This window comes from Thalassococcus sp. S3 (assembly GCF_004216475.1).
Classification (GTDB): Bacteria; Pseudomonadota; Alphaproteobacteria; order Rhodobacterales; family Rhodobacteraceae.
This window is the reverse complement of record NZ_CP022303.1, coordinates 4193117-4212137: the sequence shown is the minus strand read 5'-3', so window position 1 is coordinate 4212137 and position 19021 is coordinate 4193117. Positions and strand designations below refer to the sequence as shown.

Genomic DNA, 19021 nt, shown 5'->3' with positions numbered 1-19021 from the left:
CTGCACCTCATATCCGTCTGCCGGGGCTCGCGCGCCGCGCTCACGATCGGGATGGGCTGCATGGCGCTGGTCGCGTGCAATGTCGTGAACGAGACGGCCAATGAGGTGGCCCGGGAGGCGGCGAAGAAGACGGTGAATGAGGTCCTCTTCACCCGGTTCGACGCGGCAACCTCCGCCAACCTGATCCCGTTTACCGATTGCGTGATCGACAATGCCTCGGCCCTGGAAATCAACAGTCTGGCCCAGGATGCGGTGGCCGGGGTTGATGGGGAGACGGTGGGCCTGGTGACCGACATCGTGCGGCGGCCCGATACTCTGACCTGCACCGCAGAGGCCGGGATCGCCCGGGCTCTCTCGTAAGGAGGATGTGACATGGCTCAACTGGTTCTGACCGAAACGTCGCCGATCAATACGAGCAAGACGTGGCCCAAGCCTTACGGTGCGGTACACCAGCGCATGTTCAGCACCGATCCCGAGGGCTCCGACAATGCGGGGAGCCGGCGCATGAACAGCTATTTCAGCGTGCATCCGAACCGGCTGACCAGCCATGATCACGGCGTCGACCTGAAGAATGTTGCGCCGGAAGTGCGCGAGTATTGATCGTGGACGTGCCCAAACTTCGCCGCGCCTTGCGCGAAGAGGGCTTTCTTGTCCGGGCCGACAAGGCAAGCGCGGGCTATTTGAAGGGCTATGACTTCCGCCCGGATGTCGTGTTCGATGTTGGGGTCCATCAGGGGACCCCGTTTCTCTACAAAACATTCCCGGATACGAAGTTTGTTCTGGTCGATCCAAAACCCGAAGCGGAAGAGGCCGTTCGCGGGTCCGGACTGCTCAAGGATTTCGATTTTCACGCGACCGCGCTGGGTGCCGGCAACGAACGTGCTGTGTTGGAGATACCGACGACGGAACCGGGCAAGGGCGGTGCGATGGCCAGCCTGATGGAGCGGAAAGACCACCTGAAAGACACGTTCACATCGGTGGAGCGCAGGGATGTCGATGTGGTGCGTCTTGACGACATCGCGAAGGAGTACCCCGGATCGGTTGGCCTGAAGATTGATACGGAAGGTTATGAGCTGAATATACTCAATGGCGGCCCCGAGACCTTGAAGAGATGTGTTTTCGTGATCCTTGAGATGTCGGTAACGGAGCGCTTTGCCAATCTGGCGGCGCCGAGCGTGATGATCGACCTTCTGGCAAAGGCGGGCCTTGAATTTCGCGATGTTTTGGCCGTGTCGCACGCGCCGGGCAAATACGCGCGCCCCCGCCACTTTGACATTCTTTTCACAAGGTGGTCGGCATGACGTATGGCCAAAATCCCGCATGGCTTTTCGACCCTAGGGCCGTCGCGGCATACCACGACAACGCGGCTGGCCCGGAATGCTTTGCGAACACACCCCACAACATTTCGCGGGCACCCAAACGGCACGCCCTGCAGATATCAAACGTCTTTGAACGGGAAAGGTAAATCGAGACATGGTTCAACTGACACTCCCGAAAAACTCGCGCATCAAGACGGGCAAGACCTGGCCCAAACCGGACGGCGCGACCAACTTGCGCAAATTCAGCATTTATCGCTGGAACCCCGATGACGGGGAGAACCCCCGCGTGGACACCTATTGGGTGGACATGGACACTTGCGGGCCGATGGTTCTGGATGCGCTGATCAAGATCAAGAACGAGATCGATCCGACGCTGACCTTCCGTCGTTCGTGCCGCGAGGGGATTTGCGGATCCTGCGCGATGAACATCGACGGGATCAATACGCTGGCCTGCATCTACGGCATGGATGAGATCAAGGGCGACGTTAAGATCTATCCGCTGCCGCATATGCCGGTGGTCAAGGACCTGATCCCGGATCTGACGCATTTCTACGCGCAGCACGCGTCGATCATGCCCTGGCTTGAGACCAAGACAAACCGACCGGCGAAGGAATGGCGACAGTCGATCGAGGATCGTAAGAAACTCGACGGGCTCTATGAATGCGTGATGTGTGCGTCATGCTCGACGGCGTGTCCCTCGTATTGGTGGAACGGGGATCGGTATCTGGGGCCGGCAGCTCTGCTGCACGCCTATCGCTGGATTATCGACAGCCGGGACGAAGCGACCGGAGAGCGGCTGGATGATCTGGAGGATCCTTTCAAGCTTTATCGGTGCCACACGATCATGAACTGCGCGAAGACCTGTCCAAAGGGGCTGAACCCGGCCAAGGCGATTGCCGAGATCAAGAAGATGATGGTCGAGCGCACGGTCTGACCGGCTGTGACCAAGCGGAGCGCGGCCAAGGCCGCGCGCGACATCTTTGACCGCCCGGCATGGGCGGGGAGCGCGAGCTGGGCGATGGAAGGTCCCGGCATATAGCGGGGTGTTTCCGTATTTTTATCGAGAAGAAGAAGGGGGTGTTGCATGCCGTTTCTTCTGACACTGCTGACCTTCGGCGTTTTTGTCTATTTCGCCTGGCGTTGGCGAAAAAATGGTGTGACGCGTGCCTGCCGATGGCGGCAGCAGCGAGCGGAAGGAGTGTGGCGCTGTGCAGCATGCGGGGCTGAGCAAAGCGGATCTTTGAAACCAAATCGCTGCGCAGGCCGATCAGTTTGATGGGTGCGCTGCCCCGGTCCGGGGATCGATCCACCAACGTGTGCTTTGCGTCGGACAGCATCGTGGATCATTAGGGCCGAGGGTGGCGGTGGTGACCTCGATCCGATCCGGTAGGTGTTTGGGGTCGCTCGGGCTCTGACCGAAAAGCCCTGTTACTTGCTGGCGCAGGGACCAGCCGGATGACGTTCGCTCAAAAAGGCCGCTGTGAATGGAAACGTTCCCTGCCGAGCCGGGAATGTGAGAATAGATGATTGCAAGAGCGTGCCGTGCGGCGGCGGGGTCTTGATGGTCCGGCATCCAGAAGGATGAAACCATATCTCCTGTCGGGGAGAGCGTCTGCAGCAAAAGCGTGTCCAGGTCGCCCCATCCCTGCTGCTGCGCCTGAGAGGCAGGCGCCGTGAGCAGAAAAAATGTCAGGATCAGCCACCGCATCGCGTTTCCTTTGGATCGTAGAGCAAGCTTATGGAGCCTCTCACGGCGGTCAAGCCTTATGCTTGCCTTCCGGATGAGGCTCCGCCAATTTGCCGATGCCGAAAGAGGAGTTTTGGAAAATGCCCCAGATCCCCGACGATGCCGCGGCACGCAGGTCCGTTGAACCAGTGATCTGCTATCCGGTCGAAACGCTGCCCCAACCGGATTTGAAGCTTTTGGCAGAGATACGAGACGGTGCGGAGCGGGTTTCGCAAACGCAAATCCCGCCGAGAGAGGCGCGCTGCTTTTCGGTGCCAGCGGGTCACTTTTTCCGGATCACATCGGTGGAGGGACCCCAGGTCGGGGATCTGAACCTCTGGAACATGAATGACCTTTCGGAACGCTTTTATTCGGGAAAGACGCGGGCGCTTCATGGAACACATGTCAGCGTTGGTGATCGGTTGTGGTCCGGTTTCCCGGCCCTGCGCCCGCTTGCGACGGTCACGGATGATACGTTGAGTTGGTACGGGATCGACGAATTTGGCGGATCGGTCCACGATGTGATCGGGACCCGCTGCGATCCTTACACCCATCACCTGTTGTCGGGAGGGCAGTACCATCATTGCTGTCACTCAAATCTGTCCCGTGCGCTGGCGGAACACCTGGGGACGGATCCCGCGTCGATCGAATTCCATGTCCATGATGTGTTGAATGTCTTCATGTGCACCGGGTTCACGCGTGACACCGGACAATACTTTATGAAGGCAAGCCCTGTCAAACCCGGGGATTACCTGGAAATGTTTGCTGAGATTGATCTGCTTGGCGCACTGAGTGCCTGTCCGGGTGGCGATTGTTCGGCGACGCATTCAAGCGACGTTGCCGCATGTCATCCCCTTCAGGTCGAGGTCTTCAGGCCACGCGAGGACCACCTCGCGAGGATGAAATCGCCTGTGGTGAGCGGATATGATCGCACACACGGAACGCGCTGAGAAAAGGCCGGAAGGAGGCCGGGTCTTCACCCCTTGGTGTCGAAGGCAGCGCCGAGCGCGATCTCGACCATATCACCGAAACTCCGCTCTCTCTGATCCGAAGGCAGGGAGGCGCCGGTCAGCAGGTGATCGGATACTGTCAGAACCGCAAGGGCGCGGCGCCCGAAACGTGCGGCCAGCGTATAAAGCTCCGCAGCTTCCATTTCGACGCCCAGAATGCCGTGTCGCACCATCTGATCGTTCAGGTCGGGCCGTTCATCGTAAAAGACATCGGCGGAGTAGATGCCACCGACATGCGTTTTGGTGCCTTTCGCCTCGGCGGCTGAGACAGCGGCGCGCAATAGCTCCCAATCGGCACAAGGTGCATAGTTCAATTCGCGAAAGATGCCCCGCGACGGGGTGCTGATCGTACTGGCTGTCATCGCGATGATCACGTCCCGCACGTCAACTCTTTCCTGCATTCCGCCGCAAGAGCCAATTCGGATCAGAGTCTGAGCCCCATAATCCTTGATCAACTCGTTCACGTAGATGCTGAGGGAGGGCATGCCCATGCCGCTGCCCTGGATCGTCACCGGGTTGCCACGCCAAGTGCCGGTAAAGCCCAGCATGCCGCGCACTTCGTTCACCAGCTTTACATTTTCCAGAAATGTTTCTGCAGCCCATTTCGCCCGATAGGGATCACCGGGCAAAAGGACTGTCTCGGCTATTTCACCGGGACTGGCCCCGATATGAATTGTCATGCCGCTGTTTTATCCGTCTCAGACTTCGAGCTTGGCAGGATCAATTCCGGCGCTCATTGCGTCCTTGAACCATTGTGGCTGACGCCCTTTTCCGGTCCATGTCTGTTCTGCATTGTCGGGATTGCGGTATTTGGCTGTTGAAGCACTTGCTTTTGTCCGCCGCTTCCCTTTACCGGCCATTTCCCCTCCGGTGACTTCATCCAGGGAATAGCCGAACTCTGCAGCTGCCTTTTCGGCCGCTTTGCGCGCGTCGCGAAGATCACGAATTTCAGCTTGTTTTATCGCTTTTTCGACTTGCGAATGCAGATCTACCAGTTCTTTCCGGGACATCGACTCCAGATCAAGTGACATTGACGCTCTCCTTCTTTTCTTTTCGTGCTTATGGCATAGCAAAAAAAGGTCGCACAAGCTGGGCAACCGCGCGTCATAGCCCTATTTTGTGTCAGTCGGCTGATTTCCGCTATTCGGCGGCAATCGCAGCGGGATCAGCTAATGTCACGATATCACTCATGATTGTATTGAGTTCAAAATCTTTAGGCGTATAGACTTTCGCAATGCCCATCGCCTTGAGGCGTTTTGCGTCTTCATCCGGGATAATACCACCGACAATGACGGGAATATGGCCAAGGCCTGCTTCTTTCATGCGCTTCATCAGATCTTCGACCAGCGGAATATGACTACCTGACAGGATCGAGAGGCCGACGACATGAGCTTCGTCCTCAAGCGCGGCGGACACGATTTCTTCGGGCGTCAGCCGGATCCCCTCATAGCGGATGTCCATGCCACAATCGCGGGCGCGGAAGGCAATTTGCTCGGCGCCGTTGGAATGGCCGTCGAGCCCCGGCTTGCCGACAAGGAATTTCAGACGGCGGCCCAGACGGTCGCTGACTGCGTTGACCGCGTCACGGATATCGTCAAGCCCCTCGGTCTTGTTCGACACGGAGGCAGAGACACCCGTGGGGCCGCGATAGGTGCCGAAGACGCGGCGCATCTCCTCGGCCCATTCGCCGGTGGTCACGCCCGCCTTGGCGGCGGCGATGGACGGCTCCATGATGTTCTCACCCGACTTTGCGGCGGCCCGCAGCGCGGAGAGAGCGGCTTGGGCGGCGTCCTCGTCACGCTCAGCGCGCCAGGCGTTCAGGCGATCAATCTGCTCTTGCTCGACAGCGGGATCGACAACCATGATGCCACCATCTTCGGTCTGCAGCGGGGAAGGCTCGCCCGTGGTGAACTTATTCACGCCGACGACGGTCGTTTCACCGGCTTCGATCCGGTTCAGGCGGTCTGCATTGCTGTCCACGAGGCGTGATTTCATGTATTTGATCGCGCCGATTGCGCCACCCATGGAATCGAGGTTGGCCAATTCAGCGCGCGCGCCGTCTTTCAATTCCTCGACCTTCGCATCGACAACTGGGTTGCCGTCGAAAAGATCGCCGTATTCCAGCAGGTCGGTCTCGTAGGCCAGGATTTGCTGCATCCGCATCGACCATTGTTGGTCCCAGGGACGGGGCAGGCCAAGCGCTTCGTTCCAGGCGGGCAATTGCACAGCACGGGCGCGGGCCTTTTTCGACAGCGTGACGGCCAGCATTTCGATCAGGATGCGATAGACGTTGTTTTCCGGCTGCTGTTCGGTGAGGCCCAGGGAGTTGACCTGAACCCCATAGCGGAAGCGGCGGAACTTAGCGTCGGTCACGCCATAACGCTTTTCGCAAATCTCGTCCCAAAGATCGACGAAGGCGCGCATCTTGCACATCTCGGTGATAAACCGAATGCCAGCATTCACGAAGAAAGAGATACGGCCGACGAGGCGCGGGAAGTCTTCGTCCGGCACTTTGCCTTTCAGGCCGTCAAGCACGGCCTGGGCCGTTGCCAATGCGAATGCCAATTCCTGCTCTGGCGTCGCGCCAGCCTCTTGCAGGTGGTAGGAGCAGACATTCATCGGGTTCCATTTCGGAACATTGGTATAGCAATAGGCCGCAACGTCGGTGATCAGGCGCAGCGACGGTTCAGGCGGCAGGATATAAGTGCCGCGGCTGAGATATTCCTTGATGATATCGTTCTGAACGGTGCCCTGGAGTTTTGAGACATCCGCCCCCTGTTCTTCGGCCACAGCGATGTAGAGCGACAAAAGCCATGGGGCCGTCGCGTTGATCGTCATCGACGTGTTCATCTGCTCCAGCGGGATCTGGTCGAAAAGCGTGCGCATGTCGCCCAGATGCGCGACGGGCACGCCGACCTTGCCGACCTCTCCGCGGGCGAGCGTATGGTCACTGTCATAGCCCGTCTGGGTGGGCAGATCGAACGCGACAGAGAGACCGGTCTGACCCTTGGCCAGGTTTCCACGGTAGAGGGCGTTCGAAGCCTTGGCCGTGGAATGGCCGGCATAGGTGCGGATCAGCCAGGGGCGGTCTTTTTGCGTCTCGGTCATCTCAGGGCCTCGTCACTCGGTTGGGCAACATTGTTTCGATTTCACTGTCTAAATAGTAATTTTCAGAACATGTCAATTCGCTGCGCTGCGGCATCTGTCGGAGATTGTGACCGCCTGCATTTGCTGTCACGGTACATCAATGACGCAATTGGTGGAAATACCGGTTTGGCTGCTGGTGCTGATCGTCGGCTTTGCGGCGATTGCAGCACTGGACAAGGTCATGTTGCCTTCGGTGCGCTGGTTTTTCCGACGGCGGCTTGAGAAAGCGGTGGCACAGCTGAACGAAAGGCTGGAGCGGCCCATTCAGCCGTTCAAGCTGGCGCGGCGCTACGACATGATCCAGCGGCTGATTTATGACCCGGAGGTCAGCCAGGCCATCGCGGACCATGCCAGGGCGGAAGGTGTTCCGGAAAATGTGGCATTCGAGAAGGCGCGCAAATACGCGCGAGAGATCGTGCCGTCCTTTTCGGCGTCAGCCTATTTCGGCTTTGCCATCCGGGCGGCGCGGTTTCTGTCGAATGCACTCTACCGCGTACGTCTGGGCCATCATGATGAAGAGGCGCTGAAACAGATCGACCCCAAGGCGACGGTGGTGTTCGTGATGAATCACCGCAGCAACATGGATTATGTGCTGGTGACCTACCTCGCCGCCGAACGCTCGGCCTTGTCTTATGCGGTGGGTGAATGGGCGCGGGTCTGGCCGCTCAGCCGGCTGATCCGGGCGATGGGGGCGTATTTCATCCGGCGCCGGGCGCGGAATGAGCTTTATAGCCGGATTCTTGCGCGGTACGTGCAACTCGCCATGCGCGGGGGCGTGACGCAGGCGTTCTTCCCCGAAGGCGGGCTGAGCGTGCAGGGCAAGCTGATGCCGCTCAAGCTGGGGCTGCTGAATTACATCGTGGACGGGTTTGAGCAGACCGAGAGGGATGTCGTCTTTGTTCCCGTGGCGCTGAATTATGATCGGGTGCTTGAGGATCGTGTGCTCTTGCAGGCCGCGCAAAGCGGGCGAAGGCGGTTTCGGGCGCGGATCAGCGTGATTGCTGGCTTTGCGCTCAAGCAGTTGTGGCTGCGGATCACCGGGCGCTTCTACCGCTTTGGCTATGCTGCGGTGAGTTTCGGTGCGCCTGTGTCGCTGAACGCGTTTATCGACCAGTATCCGTCCGAGACGACGCGACGGCTGGGCACCTTTCTCTTCAACCGGATCGGCGAATTGGTCCCGGTTCTGCCTGTGCCCCTGACCGCATCGGTGTTGTTGGAACAGGGCGCGATGACCCGCGCGGAGGTCGAAGCGGCCATGAAAGAGGCGATGGCGCACATGCCGCAGGCACATATTCACCTGCCACGGCAGGATCACGCGTATATGGCCGAGGTCGGGCTGCGTCATTTGCTGAAACGCCACATCATCCGGCAGGATGGCGATATCTATCGAATTGACGAGAAAGAACGTCCGGTCTGCCAGTTCTACGCTAATTCCATTGCACATCTGGCTGGGCGCAAGATTGCTGAAAATGCTGCGACTGCAAAGCAACATTCTGCAGCTGCTGGGTCATAAAGTTACAAAACGGAAGCATCAGGTGTTGCATTATTTCGTGGCGAACCATATTCCGTCTCACAGAGCGGCGATTCTGCATCGCGGCAACGGATAATTTTATGGAGGCTCAGATGGCTCTCGACACAAACAGCGGCATTGCCAGCTACGACGCGCCCGAGAAGGACCTGTACGAGATGGGCGAGATGCCCCCGATGGGATACGTGCCCAAGCAGATGTATGCCTGGGCGATCCGGCGGGAGCGGCACGGCGACCCTGATACGGCGATGCTGCAGGAAGTTGTGGACGTGCCGACGCTCGACAGCAACGAGGTGTTGGTCCTCGTGATGGCGGCCGGCGTGAACTACAACGGTGTCTGGGCCGCGCTGGGTCAGCCGATCAGCCCGTTTGACGGTCACAAGCAGCCGTATCACATCGCAGGGTCGGACGCGGCAGGCATCGTCTGGGCCGTGGGCGAGAAGGTGACACGCTGGAAAGTGGGCGATGAGGTGGTCATCCACTGCAACCAGGACGATGGCGATGACGAGGAATGCAACGGCGGCGACCCGATGTATTCGCAGAGTCAGCGCATCTGGGGCTACGAGACGCCGGACGGATCGTTCAGCCAGTTCACCCGCGTGCAGAGCCAGCAGCTGATGCCGCGCCCGAAGCACCAGACCTGGGAAGAAAGCGCATGCTACACGCTGACGCTGGCCACGGCCTACCGGATGCTGTTCGGCCACGCGCCGCATGACCTGAAGCCCGGCCAGAATGTTCTGGTCTGGGGTGCGTCGGGCGGTCTGGGCTCTTACGCGATCCAGTTGATCAACACCGCGGGTGCGAATGCGATCGGCGTGATCTCGGACGAGAGCAAGCGCGATTTCGTCATGGGCCTGGGCGCCAAGGGCGTGCTGAATCGCCGGGATTTCAACTGCTGGGGTCAGTTGCCCACGGTGAACACGCCGGAATATGCCGAATGGTTCAAGGAAGTGCGCAAGTTCGGCAAGGCGATCTGGGACATCACCGGTAAGGGCGTGAACGTCGATATGGTGTTCGAACATCCGGGCGAGAGCACCTTCCCGGTCTCGACCTTTGTCTGCAAGAAGGGTGGAATGGTCGTGATCTGCGCGGGTACCACCGGGTTCAACTGCACGTTCGACGTGCGCTATATGTGGATGCACCAGAAGCGTCTGCAGGGCAGCCACTTCGCGCATCTCAAGCAAGCCAGCGCGGCCAACCAGTTGATGGTGGAGCGGCGCCTGGATCCCTGCATGTCGGAGGTGTTCACCTGGAATGACCTGCCACAGGCGCACATGAAGATGCTCCGCAACGAGCATAAGCCGGGCAACATGTCGGTGCTGGTGCAGGCGCCCAAGACGGGCTTGCGGACGCTAGAAGACGCGCTGGCGGCTCGCGGTTAAGAAACACATCGTTTCCCATTCGAAGACAATCGCCCGCGAATCGGCCCATCGCCGTCGCGGGCGATTTGCTGTCGAGAGGCCACTTACAACAAAACAATGGGTTAGAAATCTGCGCCTCGCTATTTTCGGGGAGTTGAAAGCAGCGAATTTCCTTACAAATCGCGCTCATGCTATAGTTGTGTTAACCTTTCATTAACCACTCCGGAGCGAGTCTGACGATGCAACATGACTGGATTTTGGACGTTCTCGCCGACCTGAACACGTTTGCCAAAGCTAATGGATTGGGGGCTTTGGCTGAGCAGCTTGACGATGCCAAGCTCGTGGCGGCCACCGAGATTGCGTCCTTGCAGCAAAAGGCGCAAGCGCAGGCTTATGGTGACACAGGGGCGATTGGATCAAATTTTGGAGGCGTTGGACGACACCAGCGCGCTTGAAGGATTGCAAGAGGTCGCGGTTGCGATCCGCGATCATTTTAACGTCGATCACATCGTGTATCATTGGGTCGATAGCGCGGGCGATCAATACGGTTGCGGCACCTATACCGATGCGTGGCGAGACCGATATCTCGAACAATGCTATCTGCGGGTCGACCCGGTCATCATCGGCTGCTACCAGCGCTTTCATCCGGTAGACTGGAAGCGTCTGGATTGGTCCAGCAAGGCAGCACGCGCCTTTCAGGCCGAAGCGATCGAATACGGCGTTGGCAATCAGGGCTATTCCATTCCCATTCGCGGACCGAACGGACAATTCGCACTCTTTACCGTAAGTCACACTTGCGATGACGCGGCATGGAGCGCTTTCACCGAGGAACATGGACGGTCGCTGATCCTGATTGCGCATTATTTCAATCGCAAGGCGCTTGAATTCGAGCCGGGCCGCCGCCCGGAACAGTCACAAGCTCTTTCCCCCAGGGAAAAGGATGCAATGACGCTTATCGCGATGGGATACAATCGGGCGCAAGTGGCGGAGTCCCTCTCGATTTCGGAGCATACCTTGCGCGTCTATATTGAAAGCGCGCGGTTCAAGCTGGGCGCATTGAATACCACACATGCCGTGGCGCGCGCGATGAGCCGCGGGCTGATCGTCGTGTAATCTTCAGCCTTTCTTTACCCAAAAGATCGCCGCGCTGAGCAAATGTTAACGGTAGCGGAGGTATGGCTTTTCCCAGTCAGGACGCAATGGGGATTGTTATGCTGCGCTATATTTACGCCAATGATTTACACCGTTTTCCAACCTTGTCCCGGTCCATGTTTCGGGATCGGGCGGATCAGTTCAAGGTTCGCCTGGGCTGGGACGTCACTGTCACCGAAGAGGGTGAAGAACGCGATCAGTATGATGCGCTGAACCCGCTTTATGTCATCTGGGAACAGCAGGACGGCACACATGGCGGATCCATGCGGTTTCTGCCGACGACGGGGCCGGTGATGGTCAACGAAGTCTTCGGCCATCTGACGGGCGGCGCGCCGATCCGCAGTCCTCTGATCTGGGAATGCACGCGGTTCTGCCTGTCGCGCGATGCCGGATCGCGTGTCGCGGCCGCGTTGATGTTGGCCGGTGGGGAGATCATGACCGGCTTTGGCATCCGCCATTTTGCAGGGGTCTTCGATGCACGCATGGTGCGGATCTATCGCTCAATCGGTTCGTCGCCCGAGGTCTTGGGTAGCGAAGGGGAGGGGCGGGAACGCATCAGCGTTGGTCTTTGGGAGTTCACACCCGAAGCCAAGACGCGCGTTGCCGCGCGCGCTGGCCTGTCTCCCGCCATTTCGCGTCTGTGGTTCGAACGCGCATTCGGAGGATCGTCTGAACCAGAGTTTGCTTTGTCGGCCTAGTCGGCGAAGCACTCTGGCTGTTCTTCGGGCGCCCCTGTAGGGTCGCCCCATGACCTCCGATCTCATCACGTTTTCCGACGATCAGGCTCAGGCTTATGACAGTATCACAGAGATGCTGCAGGGCGCCGGTATTGACCTGACAGACAGCCTGTTGACCCCGCCCCGCAGCGCCGGAGGGGGGGTCATGGCCGTATTGGGCAAGGCCGGGTCGGGCAAAACGCTGCTGCTGGCCGAACTTTATAAGGCGCTGGAGACGGCAGGGGTTGATGTCGTTTCGGGCGACTATGAGGGACGAAAACGCAAGGATCGGCGTACCCTGGCGATCTTGGCGCCAACCAACAAGGCGGCGAGCGTTTTGCGGTTCCGCGGTGTGCCCGCAACCACCATCCACCGCATCCTCTACACGCCGGTTTACGATCCGGAATACGAGCGCATCGCCGAATGGCTGGCTGGCAACGGTGAACGCCCCGAGATCGAAGGCCTGACCGATGAGGCCCTGGACCGGGCAGCGGCGTTTTTTGCCAAGAACAAGTCAATCCCCGGTGCTCTGGCGGCCGCCGGCCTGCGCGGATCGGATTTCATTACCGGCTGGAAGCGACGCGAAGAACCTCTTGATATCGGCTTCATCGACGAAGCATCCATGTTGGACAACCGGCAATTCGAAGACCTGAAAGAGATCTTTCCGACGCTTCTGCTTTTTGGCGATCCCGCACAATTGGCACCGGTAAACCAGTCGGGCGCCATGGTTTTTGACGCCTTGAGCGACAAACGCAAACTGGAACTAAGCCGTGTGCATCGCCAGAACGCCGACAACCCGATCCTGGACCTGGCCCATGCTCTGGCCGACCCTCAGCTTGAGTTCCATGATTTCGAGCAGATGGTCGAAGACGCGGCCAAGCGTGATCCGCGCGTCGTCTGGGGGCAGCGGGTCGAGGTGGATTTGATGGCGCGCAGCCCGGTTCTGGTTTGGCGCAACGCGACGCGGATCCGGCTCATCAATGCCTTTCGCAGCGTTTACGGCGCCCCCGAAGAGGAGCTGCTGGAAGGCGAGCCGCTGATCTGCGACGGGATCGAGCTGCCGTTGAAGCACCGCAAGAAACGCCTGGATCTGGAGGCGCGCGGCCTTATCAAAGGGGCGCAGGTCATCTATCTGGGGCCCGGTCGGAAGCCCGGCTTCTCACGCCTGCACGTGATGGGGGCGGAAGATCCGCAGGTCAGTGCCGCGTCGATCGTAAAGATTGAAAAGCCGGATGAGGAAGAGCCCTTCATCCCCTTCGCCGCGCGCATGGGCGCCACGTTCCTGCACGGCGCGGCGGTCACGATCCACAAGGCGCAAGGGTCGCAATGGAATACGGTTCAGGTCTTTGCCCCGGATCTGTTTGTCGCCGCGCGCATGGGACGGGTGGAGGCGGGCCAACCGCTTTGGAAGCGCCTTGCATATGTCGCGATCACTCGCGCGCAGGAACGGTTGATCTGGGTTGTTCGCAACCGGCTTGCCAAGCCCAGCGAGGCGCTCAGCATCGCCGATCTTCGCAAACCAGCACCAGCGGCCCTTCATCTTGAGGCCGAAAGCTCCTGACGCCTGAGATGGGCGGGACGTTAGCTGTTGCGCAGAAGGCGGAATGCGGCAGAGGCCCCCCAGCCCGCGGCGATTGCGATCGCAAGTGACATCAGCCCGTAGACAAGAGGCTGCTCGCGCGACAGCGAGAACAGCCAGCGTTCCAGCCCGACTTTCCGGACATCTATGAAGGTTTCATAGCTGGATACGACCTGTCCGCTACGCGTCAGGAAAATCCGGGTTTTGTAAGACCCTTCGGTAAGATTGGCCGGCATGCGGATAGAGGTGCGAAAAAGCGTCTGCTGATCCAGGACGACTTGCTCTTCCAGCAATTGGTAAAGCCCCGCATCTTCACGAATTCGGATCACCGCCTCGGTAAAGCTTCGGGGATCCTGAATTCCCCGCGGTGCGCCGACGGACCGGATGGCCCGTTGAACGGTGATCTTGTTGCGCAGATCCTCGGTATTGGAAAGCACCTCGCGCAGGGGGCCGCTGGTGGCAACGGCATAAAAGCTGGGGGCGGCATCAACTTCGACGGCATCGGTATTTACCCAGATGCCAAACCGATTTGCCTTGCGCCGGACGATCACGGGTTCGGACGGCCCGGCAATGGCCATGACGACCTCAAGCGGGGGGCCGTCCGGGATGGCGCGGTCCCGTTTGACGGCGCCGAAGATCAGGATCTCCGAGCCATCGAACCGCGTTGTGATGGCAACCTCATCCCTGGACAGGCCCAGAACAACTTCCTCTGCCAGAGACGCCAGCGGCAGCATCAGCAATAGCCCGGCAAGCCAACGCCACATCGCCCTAATGCCCTCCGCCACGGCCAAGCGAATAAAGCTCCGCCGGCTGAAGAAGGAGATCCAGGGCAAGCTTGCCACAGACGGCGAGCACCATGAGCGCCAGCAAAATCCGCAACTGCTCGGCCTTCATGCGCACGCCGATCTGCGTTCCGATCTGCGCGCCAATCACGCCGCCGACCAGCAAAAGAACCGCAAGAACGATGTCGACGGTGAAGTTGGTGGTCGCATGCAGCAACGTGGTGAAGGCCGTGACAAAGATGATCTGAAAGAGAGACGTGCCGACAACCACCTTTGTCGGCATGCCCAGAAGATAGATCATCGCAGGCACCATGATAAAGCCGCCGCCGACGCCCATGATCGCGGCAAGGACACCCACCGCAACGCCCACGACAAGCGGCGGAATGACCGAGATGTAGAGGCCCGAGGTGCGAAAGCGCATCTTGAACGGCAAGGCGTGGATCCAGGTGCGCTGACGGCGCTTGGGCGGAGGGGCGCCTCCCGCATTGCGGGCCTTGCGAATGGCGTTGAGGCTTTCGATGAACATCAGCGAGCCGATGACCCCCAGAAAAACCACGTAACAGAGACGCACCAACAGATCGACCTGGCCGAGGCTTTTCAGATAGTTGAAGACCAGCACACCAAGGGCCGCGCCGACCAGACCGCCGATCAGCAGGACTGTTCCCATCCTCAGATCGACCGTCTTTCGCCTGAAATGCGCGAGAACACCCGAGAAAGAAGAGGCCACGATCTGATTGGCTTCGGTGGCGACGGCCACGGCTGGCGGAATGCCGATGAAAAACAGAAGCGGTGTCATGAGAAAGCCGCCGCCCACGCCGAACATGCCCGACAGAATGCCCACCATGCCGCCCAACCCGAGAAGGAGAAAGGCGTTAACCGAAACCTCGGCGATGGGGAGGTAGATCTGCATGATAGCAGATAGACCGCGCCGCATCGCAAAATCAACCACGCGCGCTGCCGCGCAGCAAACAGGACTGGTCAGATGTCAGAAACTGGACTTAACAGATCAACGTTCCTTGACATACGGCTCTCCCCCCGCACGGGGCGGGATCGCCTTGCCGACAAAGCCTGCAAGAATAACCACTGTCAGGATATAGGGCAGTGCATCCATGAACTGCACCGGGATCACCAGGCCGAAAAGGTCGATGTTCTGATACCGAAGGGCGATGGCCTGAAGAAAGCCGAAAAGCAAGCAGGCATAGAGCGCGTACCAAGGCCGCCATTTGGCGAAGATCAGAGCAGCGAGCGCGATAAAGCCGCGCCCGGCGGTCATGTCCTTGACGAAACCCGCCTGAAGGGCTGTTGCAAGATAGGCGCCCGCAATGCCGCAAAGCATGCCGCAGATCGCAACGGCGGCATAGCGCAGGCCGACGACTGAAACGCCAGCGGTATCGACGGCGGCGGGATTTTCGCCCACGGCCCGCAGGCGCAGACCAAAGCGGGTGCGAAAGAGGATCCACCAAGTGGCGGGAACCATCAGGAAGGCGACATAGACGAGGATGGAATGGCCCGAGAGCAGCTCGGAATAGATGGGGCCGAGGATCGGCACATCGCGAAGCGTCTCGGCAAAGGGCAGGACGATCGGTGTAAAGCGACCGCCACCGATCAGAGAGGGGGTGCGCCCGCCCTGCTGGAACCAGTCCTGAGCGATCAGGACGGTAAGGCCGGCAGCAAGGAAGTTGATCGCGACACCGGAGATCAGTTGGTTGCCCCGGAAGGTGATGGAGGCGAGCCCATGCAGGCCGCTGAGGATCATCGAAGAGGCCACACCGGCCAGAAGGCCCAGCCAGACCGACCCGGTCAGCGCGGCGACGGCTGCGGAGAAGAAGGCGGCCATCAGCATCTTGCCTTCGAGCCCGATGTCGAAGATGCCCGCGCGCTCGGAAAAGAGCCCGGCCAGGCAAGCGAGCAACAAGGGCGTGGCCAGCCGGATCGTGCTGTCGAGCACTTGGATGAGGGTCAGAAAATCCATCTCAACGGCCTTTATTCAGCGGGCTTCCGGGCGGCCTCGGTGGCCTGACGGCGGCGCCGTGCGGCGAGGAAGACCTTCTCAAGCGGCATCCGCACCATGTTGTCGAGCGCGCCGGTAAAGAGGATCACGAGCGCCTGGATCACCACGATCAACTCGCGCGGGATCGAGGTCCAGAGGGCCAGTTCCGCCCCGCCTTGGTAGAGGAAGCCAAAGAGGATCGCGGCGAGGAAGACGCCGAATGGATGCGACCGACCCATCAGCGCAACGGCAATACCGATGAAACCAGCGCCTTCGGTGGCGTTCAACACCAGCCGTTCGGCCTCGCCCATGACGTTGTTGATGGCCATCATTCCGGCAAGTGCGCCGGAGATCAGCATCGCGATCATGGTGATCTTGACGGGGGAAATACCGGCATAGAGCGCGCCGGTTTCCGAGTGTCCATAGGCTCGGATCTCGTATCCCGTGCGGGTCCGCCAGATCAGAAGCCACACCAGGACACATGCGATGATGGCGACCAGCAAGCTGACATTCGCAGGTGCCGCGCGCGAGAACGCAATGCCAAACGGGGCCAGAAGCTCATGCAGGGTCGGCAGATGGACGGCTTCGGGGAAGCGTGCGGTCGCAGGCTCCATCGAGCCCGCAGGACGCAGGAGGTTGACCAGGACATAGTTCAACACAGCGGCGGCGATGAAGTTGAACATGATCGTGGTAATTACGATATGGCTGCCGCGTTTGGCCTGCAGATAGGCAGGGATCGCAGCCCAAAGCGCACCGAAGGCCATCGCGCCCAGCATCGCGAAAATCAAGGCAATCGACCAATGCGGCCAAGGGATCATCAACGCCACCAACGCCACGCCCAACCCGCCCAGCATGGCTTGCCCCTCACCGCCGATGTTGAAGAGGCGCGCATGAAAGGCCACCGCGACCGCAAGCCCTGTGAACATGAAATTCGTGGCGTAATAGAGCGTATAACCCCAGCCATAGGTCGATCCCAATGCGCCGGACACCATCAGCTGGACAGCGGCGACCGGGTCCTCGCCGATGGCGAGAATGACAAGCGCCGACAGGATCGCCGCCAGAAGCAGCGAGATCAGAGGGATAAGGACCACATCGGCCCATTGGGGCATTTTGTCCATGTCAGCTCTCTCTATTTGGCGGTCTTGGGATCATGCGGCATCGCCGGAGACACCGGCCATCAAAAGGCCAAGTTCTTTTTCATCCGTTTCGTCGGGAAGCCGCTCGCCCATGATGTGGCCGTCAAACATCACCGCGATGCGATCTGACAGCGAAAAGATCTCTTCAAGCTCTACCGAGACGAGAAGGATCGCCTTGCCCTGATCGCGAAGGGCCACGATCTGCTTGTGGATGAATTCGATCGCGCCGATATCGACCCCTCGGGTGGGTTGGCCGACAAGCAACAGATCGGGATTACGCTCAATCTCGCGGGCGACGACGATCTTTTGCTGGTTCCCACCTGAAAAGTTCTTGGCCGACTGCCAGCAATTTGCTGGGCGGATGTCGAACTTTTCGATCTTGGCCTCGGTATCCGCGCGCAAGGCGGCGTTGTTCATTAGAAGGCCACTTTTGTAAGCGGGATCGCGGTGGTAGCCGAACGCGACGTTTTCCCACGCGTAGAAATCCATGATCAGCCCTTCGCGCTGGCGATCTTCGGGCACATGCGCGACATAGCTTTGTCGTCGCGCGCGTCCGTCCGCCGCCGGGCCGCTCAGCGGCAAGGGCGCCCCGTTCAGGCGTACCGTGCCGGAGCCTTCGCGCATGCCGCCCAAAACTTCGAGTAGTTCGGATTGCCCGTTGCCGGCCACCCCCGCGATCCCCAGGATTTCACCGGCCTGCACCTTGAGATTGATACCCTTGACCCGTTCGACCCCTTTGTCGTCGGTGACGTGCAGGTTTTCGATCTCGAGCACTGTTTTGCCCGGCTGTGCTGGCACCTTGTCGACGCGCAACAAGACCTTGCGTCCCACCATCAACTCAGCCAGTTGCTCGGGGTTGGTCTCGGCCGTCTTCACGGTTGCCGTCATTTCCCCACGCCGCATCACGCTGACAGTGTCGGTGATGTCCATGATCTCGCGCAGCTTGTGGGTGATCAGGATGATCGTCTTGCCCTCTTCGCGCAGCCGCCCGAGAATACGGAAAAGCTGATCCGCCTCGGCAGGGGTAAGCACGCCGGTCGGTTCGTCGAGGATGAGGATTTCGGCCTCGCGGTAGAGCGCCTTGAGGATCTCGACCCGCTGCTGCATGCCGACACCGATCTCTTCGATGACGGCGTCGGGGTCGACGTTCAACTCATATTCGCGGGCAAGGTCGGTCAGGGAGCGTCGTGCCTTGGCAAGGGACGGGCGCAGGAGGCCGCCATCCTCGGCGCCCAGGATGATATTTTCGAGGACAGTGAAGTTTTCCACCAGTTTGAAATGTTGGAACACCATGCCGATGCCGGCGGCGATGGCGGCCTGGCTGTCGGGAATGTCCGTCTTTTGGCCGGAGATGAAGATCTCACCCGCATCGGCCTTGTAAAATCCGTAGAGGATCGACATCAGCGTCGATTTGCCCGCGCCATTCTCGCCGATGATCCCGTGGATCGTACCGGGCATGACGCGGATGGAAATGTCCTTGTTGGCCTGGACGGGGCCGAAGGCTTTGGAAATACCTTTGAGTTCAATGGCCGGAGCGGCAGTTGCCTGCCGCTCCGCTGTTTGATCGAGTGTCAT

The 19021-nt window shown here is 59.7% G+C and carries 19 protein-coding genes; 10 read left to right on the top strand and 9 right to left on the bottom strand.

What is annotated here, in order from left to right:
- The first annotated feature begins 60 nt into the window (after positions 1–60).
- From CFI11_RS20695 to CFI11_RS20680, 4 genes are all read left to right on the top strand, one after another.
- Complete coding sequence (locus CFI11_RS20695; RefSeq protein WP_130409384.1) at positions 61–360, top strand: hypothetical protein; 300 nt, start codon at positions 61–63, stop codon at positions 358–360.
- A 12-nt stretch (positions 361–372) separates the two neighbouring features.
- Positions 373–600, top strand: coding sequence for a hypothetical protein (locus CFI11_RS20690; RefSeq protein WP_130409382.1), 228 nt, complete (start codon positions 373–375; stop codon positions 598–600).
- Positions 601–608: 8 nt separating this feature from the next.
- Positions 609–1301 (top strand): FkbM family methyltransferase, encoded by a 693-nt coding sequence (locus tag CFI11_RS20685; protein ID WP_165390344.1) that lies wholly within the window; start codon positions 609–611, stop codon positions 1299–1301.
- Positions 1302–1473: 172 nt separating this feature from the next.
- Positions 1474–2253, top strand: a complete 780-nt coding sequence (locus tag CFI11_RS20680; protein ID WP_130409378.1) for a succinate dehydrogenase iron-sulfur subunit — start codon at positions 1474–1476, stop codon at positions 2251–2253.
- 333 nt (positions 2254–2586) lie between these two features.
- Here CFI11_RS20680 and CFI11_RS20670 read toward each other — a convergent pair whose 3' ends face one another.
- The gene (locus tag CFI11_RS20670; RefSeq protein ID WP_130409374.1) at positions 2587–3027 is read right to left on the bottom strand and encodes a hypothetical protein; all 441 of its coding nucleotides are present in this window, start codon (positions 3025–3027) and stop codon (positions 2587–2589) included.
- A gap of 119 nt (positions 3028–3146) precedes the next feature.
- Between CFI11_RS20670 and CFI11_RS20665 the strand changes: the two genes are divergently transcribed.
- Positions 3147–3995, top strand: a complete 849-nt coding sequence (locus CFI11_RS20665; RefSeq protein ID WP_130409372.1) for a DUF1989 domain-containing protein — start codon at positions 3147–3149, stop codon at positions 3993–3995.
- Positions 3996–4021: 26 nt separating this feature from the next.
- Here CFI11_RS20665 and deoD read toward each other — a convergent pair whose 3' ends face one another.
- The 3 genes from deoD to CFI11_RS20650 form a co-directional block, all read right to left on the bottom strand.
- A complete protein-coding gene (gene deoD / locus CFI11_RS20660; RefSeq protein WP_130409370.1) occupies positions 4022–4735 on the bottom strand; it encodes a purine-nucleoside phosphorylase in 714 nt (237 codons plus the stop codon).
- A gap of 18 nt (positions 4736–4753) precedes the next feature.
- Positions 4754–5086 carry an H-NS family nucleoid-associated regulatory protein gene (locus CFI11_RS20655; protein ID WP_130409368.1) on the bottom strand — a complete coding sequence of 111 codons (333 nt, stop codon included), beginning with the start codon at positions 5084–5086 and terminating at the stop codon, positions 4754–4756.
- 109 nt (positions 5087–5195) lie between these two features.
- The gene (locus CFI11_RS20650; protein WP_130409366.1) at positions 5196–7163 is read right to left on the bottom strand and encodes a protein meaA; all 1968 of its coding nucleotides are present in this window, start codon (positions 7161–7163) and stop codon (positions 5196–5198) included.
- A 139-nt stretch (positions 7164–7302) separates the two neighbouring features.
- Here CFI11_RS20650 and CFI11_RS20645 point away from each other — a divergent pair, with 139 nt between their 5' ends.
- From CFI11_RS20645 to CFI11_RS20620, 5 genes are all read left to right on the top strand, one after another.
- Positions 7303–8715, top strand: coding sequence for a 1-acyl-sn-glycerol-3-phosphate acyltransferase (locus CFI11_RS20645; RefSeq protein WP_130409364.1), 1413 nt, complete (start codon positions 7303–7305; stop codon positions 8713–8715).
- 110 nt (positions 8716–8825) lie between these two features.
- The gene (gene ccrA, locus CFI11_RS20640) at positions 8826–10112 is read left to right on the top strand and encodes a crotonyl-CoA carboxylase/reductase (protein WP_130409362.1); all 1287 of its coding nucleotides are present in this window, start codon (positions 8826–8828) and stop codon (positions 10110–10112) included.
- 372 nt (positions 10113–10484) lie between these two features.
- Positions 10485–11204: a LuxR family transcriptional regulator gene (locus CFI11_RS20630; protein ID WP_130409358.1), complete on the top strand. Its 720-nt coding sequence runs from the start codon at positions 10485–10487 to the stop codon at positions 11202–11204.
- A gap of 98 nt (positions 11205–11302) precedes the next feature.
- Positions 11303–11941: an acyl-homoserine-lactone synthase gene (locus tag CFI11_RS20625; protein WP_130409356.1), complete on the top strand. Its 639-nt coding sequence runs from the start codon at positions 11303–11305 to the stop codon at positions 11939–11941.
- 49 nt (positions 11942–11990) lie between these two features.
- Positions 11991–13520 (top strand): ATP-dependent RecD-like DNA helicase, encoded by a 1530-nt coding sequence (locus CFI11_RS20620; RefSeq protein WP_130409355.1) that lies wholly within the window; start codon positions 11991–11993, stop codon positions 13518–13520.
- A 20-nt stretch (positions 13521–13540) separates the two neighbouring features.
- Here the strand turns inward: CFI11_RS20620 and CFI11_RS20615 are convergent, their stop codons facing one another.
- From CFI11_RS20615 to CFI11_RS20595, 5 genes are all read right to left on the bottom strand, one after another.
- Positions 13541–14302, bottom strand: a complete 762-nt coding sequence (locus tag CFI11_RS20615) for a TIGR02186 family protein (RefSeq protein WP_130409353.1) — start codon at positions 14300–14302, stop codon at positions 13541–13543.
- 4 nt (positions 14303–14306) lie between these two features.
- Positions 14307–15230, bottom strand: a complete 924-nt coding sequence (locus tag CFI11_RS20610) for a sulfite exporter TauE/SafE family protein (protein ID WP_130409351.1) — start codon at positions 15228–15230, stop codon at positions 14307–14309.
- 96 nt (positions 15231–15326) lie between these two features.
- Positions 15327–16292, bottom strand: a complete 966-nt coding sequence (locus tag CFI11_RS20605) for an ABC transporter permease (RefSeq protein WP_130409349.1) — start codon at positions 16290–16292, stop codon at positions 15327–15329.
- Positions 16293–16303: 11 nt separating this feature from the next.
- The gene (locus CFI11_RS20600) at positions 16304–17428 is read right to left on the bottom strand and encodes an ABC transporter permease (protein ID WP_130409347.1); all 1125 of its coding nucleotides are present in this window, start codon (positions 17426–17428) and stop codon (positions 16304–16306) included.
- 30 nt (positions 17429–17458) lie between these two features.
- A complete protein-coding gene (locus tag CFI11_RS20595; RefSeq protein WP_130409345.1) occupies positions 17459–19021 on the bottom strand; it encodes an ABC transporter ATP-binding protein in 1563 nt (520 codons plus the stop codon).